Consider the following 4126-nt stretch of genomic DNA (forward strand, 5'->3'; position numbering starts at 1 on the left):
GTCTCGACAATGTCGACCAGCGTCTGAGGGTCGGTATTGGCAGCGATTTCCTGATGGGCGATGGCTCCGACGGCGGAAACTATCCGAACGGCTGAAAGCTTGAACGCCAAGCTCTAGCACTTCGATCTCGCGCATGATTCCTTCCGAGATCCTGCGCCAGGAAAGGACCACCTGGCGCCCTCGGGGCCCCCTCTCCCGCGGGCGTCCTTTTTCCCTCGGCCCAGCTTGCTACCAGCCCAGGTTCCTGCCAGCCCAGTTTCCTACCAACCAAGCCAGACGGCAATCAGGGCGACGACCGCCGGCACGGTCTGAATGAACAGGATCTTGCGGCCAACCGTTGCCGCGCCATAGAGGCCGGCAATGGCCACGCACAACAGGAAGAAAACCTTGACCTGAAAACCGGCTGTCCCGAGGAAAAGCCCCCAGATCAGGCCGGCGGCGAGGAAGCCGTTGTAGAGACCCTGATTGGCGGCGAGCACCTTCGAGGCGCTGGCGAATTCCGGCTTCAGATTGAACGCCTTGTGCCCGCGCGGCGTGTCCCACAGCACCATTTCGAGATAGACGATGTAGACATGGATCAAGGCCACCAGTCCGACCAGGATGTTGCCGATCATGTTGTTCCCCCTTCAGGCGTGGCCGGCAGCATTTCACGCGTGACCTCACCTGTGCAAGATGCTTCCACCGCACAGGGCCGCAGGCTTGCAAACGCTTTTGCGTTGGTATCTTTTCGCGCCGTCCTCAATCACGGAACCTGCCATGTCCTTTCAGAAACTCGATGATCTCGGCCACAAGCTCGAAGCGCTCGAGCATGCGCTGGCCATTCTCGGCGCCGACGAGGCCACCCATATGGCTGTCGGTGGCGGCGAGAAGCGCGCCGAGGCAATGTCGGCGCTGGCCGGCATGTACCACACCAGGGCAACGGCGCCGGAAATCGCCGACTGGCTCGCCGCGGCCGAACAGGAAGCGTTGAGTGAGGAGCAACGGGCCGCGGTCGCCGAATTGCGGCGGCAGTACACCAACCTGACCTGCCTGCCGGTCGAGTTCGTCGAACGTCAGACCACCGCGCGCATGCGTTGCGAGCAGCTGTGGCGCGACCTGCGCGCCAAGAACGACTGGGCAGGCTTCCTGCCGGCGCTGGAGGGCGTGGTGGCGCTGGTGCGCGAAGAGGCGGCGCTGCGTGCCGACGTGCTCGGTCTTGCCCCTTATGACGCGCTCATGGAGCAATACGACCCCGGCAACCGCGCCGCCGACATCACGCCTGTCTTCACCGACCTCAAGGCTTTCCTGAAAGGCTTCGTGCCGGAGGCGCTGGCGATACAGGAAGCCCGGCTGCGCAAGCGCCCGCTGAAGCCGCTTTCGGGGACCTATGCGATCGACCGGCAACGCGAGCTCGGCCTTGCCATGATGACGGCGGTCGGCTTCGACCTGACGCACGGGTCGCTGTCAGTATCGCACCATCCCTTCTGCGGCGGCGTGCCGAGCGACGTGCGCATCACCACCCGCTACAAAACCTCGGACTTCCTGTCGGCATTGATGGGCGTGCTGCACGAGACCGGCCATGCGCTGTACGAACAGAACCTGCCGAAGGCATGGGGGCACTGGCCGCTCGGCAAGGCGCGCGGCATGGCCGTGCATGAAAGCCAGAGCCTGTTCGTCGAAAAGCAGCTCGGCCGCAACCCGGCCTTCTGGCGCTGGGCGCTGCCGGTGGTCGAAAAGCATCTCGGCGAAGCCTGGTCGCTCGACGACATCCTGCCGCATGTGCATCACGTCGAGCGCGGCCTGATCCGTGTCGATGCCGACGAGGTGACCTACCCGCTGCATGTCATCCTGCGCTACGAACTGGAGCAGGAGCTCGTCTCGGGCAGGCTGGAGGTGGCAGAACTCCCAGAAGCCTGGGACGCCAAGATGCGCGACTATCTCGGCCTCTCGACCATCGACAATCCGGCCGACGGGCCGATGCAGGACGTGCACTGGCCGGGTGCCGCCTTCGGCTACTTCCCGTCCTACACGCTGGGCGCGATGATGGCGGCACAGCAATGGGCGGCGCTGACGCGTGAGCATCCTTCCGCCGATGACGATCTCGCCAAAGGCAATTTCGCGTCAATCAACGCCTGGCGTCGCGAAAAAATCTGGTCGCAGGGGTCTCGCTGGTCGACACCAGATCTGCTCGAACGCGCCACCGGCGAAAAGCTCGACGCCAGCTATTTCGTCAACCATCTGAAGCAGCGATACGGAGCCGCGTAAGGGCTGTCGGCACATCAGGGGGGCAGATGTTTGCGACTACTCCGCCGCGCCCCTGAAGGCGCTGGCGCCGGTTTCGAACTGCAGCTTGGCCAGCCGCGCGTAGATGCCGCCCTTGGCGACGAGGCTCTGATGCGTGCCTTCCTCGACGATGCGGCCGCCATCCATGACCAGGATCCTGTCGGCCTTCAACACCGTCGCCAGCCGGTGGGCGATGACGATGGTGGTGCGGCCCTGCATCAGCCGTTCCAGCGCCATCTGCACCAGCGTCTCGCTTTCGGCGTCGAGCGCCGAGGTCGCCTCGTCGAGCAGCAGGATCGGCGCGTCGCGCAGGATGGCGCGAGCGATCGCCACCCGTTGGCGCTGGCCGCCGGACAGTGTCACCCCGCGCTCGCCGACCTGGCTGTCATAGCCTTTTTCGAGCTTGAGGATGAATTCGTCGGCGAGCGCATCCTTCGCCGCCGTCTCGATCTGGGCCTCACTGGCGCCCGGCCGGCCAAAGCCGATATTGTCGCGCGCGCTTGCCGCGAAGATGGTGACGTCCTGCGGCACGATGGCGATGCGTTCGCGGACCGAGACGGGATCGGCTTCGCGTACATCGACGCCATCGATCAGGATCTTGCCGGTTTCAGGATCGTAGAAGCGCAGGATCAGCGAAAAGACCGTGCTCTTGCCGGCCCCTGACGGACCGACGATCGCCACCGTCTCGCCGGGCATGACCTGAAAGCTCAAGCCGTGCACGGCAGCGCGGTCCGGCCTTGCCGGATAGGAGAAGGAGACGTCATCGAAGGCGATCGCGCCCTTGGCGACGGCAGGCAGCGGCTTCGGATCGGCCGGCGCCTGGATTGCCGGCTTCTCGGCCAGGATCTCGGTCAGGCGTTCGGCAGCACCCGCCGCCTGTGCCAGCTCGCCCCAGACCTCCGACAGCGCGCCGAGCGCACCGGCGGCAAACACCGAATAGAGCAGGAACTGGCCGAGCGTGCCTGGCGACAGATTGCCGTCGAGCACGTCGCGCGAGCCGAACCACAGCACCGCCACGACGGACGAGAAGATGGTGAAAATGGCAAAGAAGGTGAGGAAGGAGCGCGCGAAGATCGAGGCACGCGCCGCCTCGAAAGCGGCTTCCACCGCGCCCGAGAAATGCCCGGTGACGAGCTTTTCATTGGTGAAGGCCTGCAAGGTGCGCACCGCGCCGATCTGTTCGCTGGCATAGGCGGTGGCATCGGCAAGCGTATCCTGCGCCTGCCGCGACTTGCGCCGCACCGAGCGACCGAAGGCGACCAGCGGCAGCACGATGACCGGAATGGCCGCAATGACCAGGCCGGACAGTTTCGGGCTGGTGACGACCATCATCCCCAACGCGCCAAGGCCGAGAATGACGTTGCGCAGCGCCACCGAGGCTGTCGCCCCGACCGCCGACTTGACCTGCGTGGTGTCTGCGGCGAGCCGCGACACGATCTCGCCCGACTGGGCGGTGTCGAAGAAGGACGGCGACAGCGTCGTCACATGGGTAAAGACATCGCGCCTGATATCGGCGACGACGCGCTCGCCGAGCGTGATGACGAAATAGTAGCGGCTGGCCGAGGCGGCCGCCAGCACGGCGGCCATCGCCACCAGGGCTGCGAAATATTCGGCGATGAAGATGGTGTTGGCCGACGAGAAACCATGATCGATCATGCGCCGCACGGCCAGCGGCAGCGCCAGCGTCGTTGCCGCGGCGATGACCAGCGAAATGAGCGCGCCGACGACCAGCGTGCGATAATGCGTGATGTACGGGAACAGGCGCCTGAGCGGCTTGAGCGAGCGCCGGCGCTCGTCTGCGCTGCTGGTTTGCRCCATTCCTGCGTTTCCTCTAGCCGCCTCTGGCTATGCGCCTCAATATATG

At 65.1% G+C, this 4126-nt stretch carries 3 protein-coding genes; 1 reads left to right on the forward strand and 2 read right to left on the reverse strand.

Translation table 11 applies throughout. From position 1 onward, the window contains the following. Positions 1-260: 260 nt before the first annotated feature. Positions 261-614, reverse strand: a complete 354-nt coding sequence (locus ACXJ7R_RS26385) for a DUF1304 domain-containing protein (RefSeq protein WP_457154390.1) — start codon at positions 612-614, stop codon at positions 261-263. Positions 615-756: 142 nt separating this feature from the next. Here ACXJ7R_RS26385 and ACXJ7R_RS26390 point away from each other — a divergent pair, with 142 nt between their 5' ends. Then, on the forward strand, positions 757-2244 hold the full coding sequence (locus tag ACXJ7R_RS26390; RefSeq protein WP_457154391.1) for a carboxypeptidase M32: 1488 nt from the start codon (positions 757-759) through the stop codon (positions 2242-2244). Between the two features lie 36 nt (positions 2245-2280). On the opposite strand, the gene ACXJ7R_RS26395 is transcribed toward ACXJ7R_RS26390, so the two are convergent. Further along, a complete protein-coding gene (locus tag ACXJ7R_RS26395) occupies positions 2281-4080 on the reverse strand; it encodes an ABC transporter transmembrane domain-containing protein (protein ID WP_457154392.1) in 1800 nt (599 codons plus the stop codon). Positions 4081-4126 lie beyond the last annotated feature (46 nt).

This window comes from Mesorhizobium sp. P5_C1, assembly GCF_054049815.1.

Bases quoted from the DNA above. Each gene is read 5' to 3' on its own strand.
- ACXJ7R_RS26385 (WP_457154390.1), bottom strand. From the start codon at position 614: ATGATCGGCAACATCCTGGTCGGACTGGTGGCCTTGATCCATGTCTAC.
- ACXJ7R_RS26390 (WP_457154391.1), top strand. From the start codon at position 757: ATGTCCTTTCAGAAACTCGATGATCTCGGCCACAAGCTCGAAGCGCTC.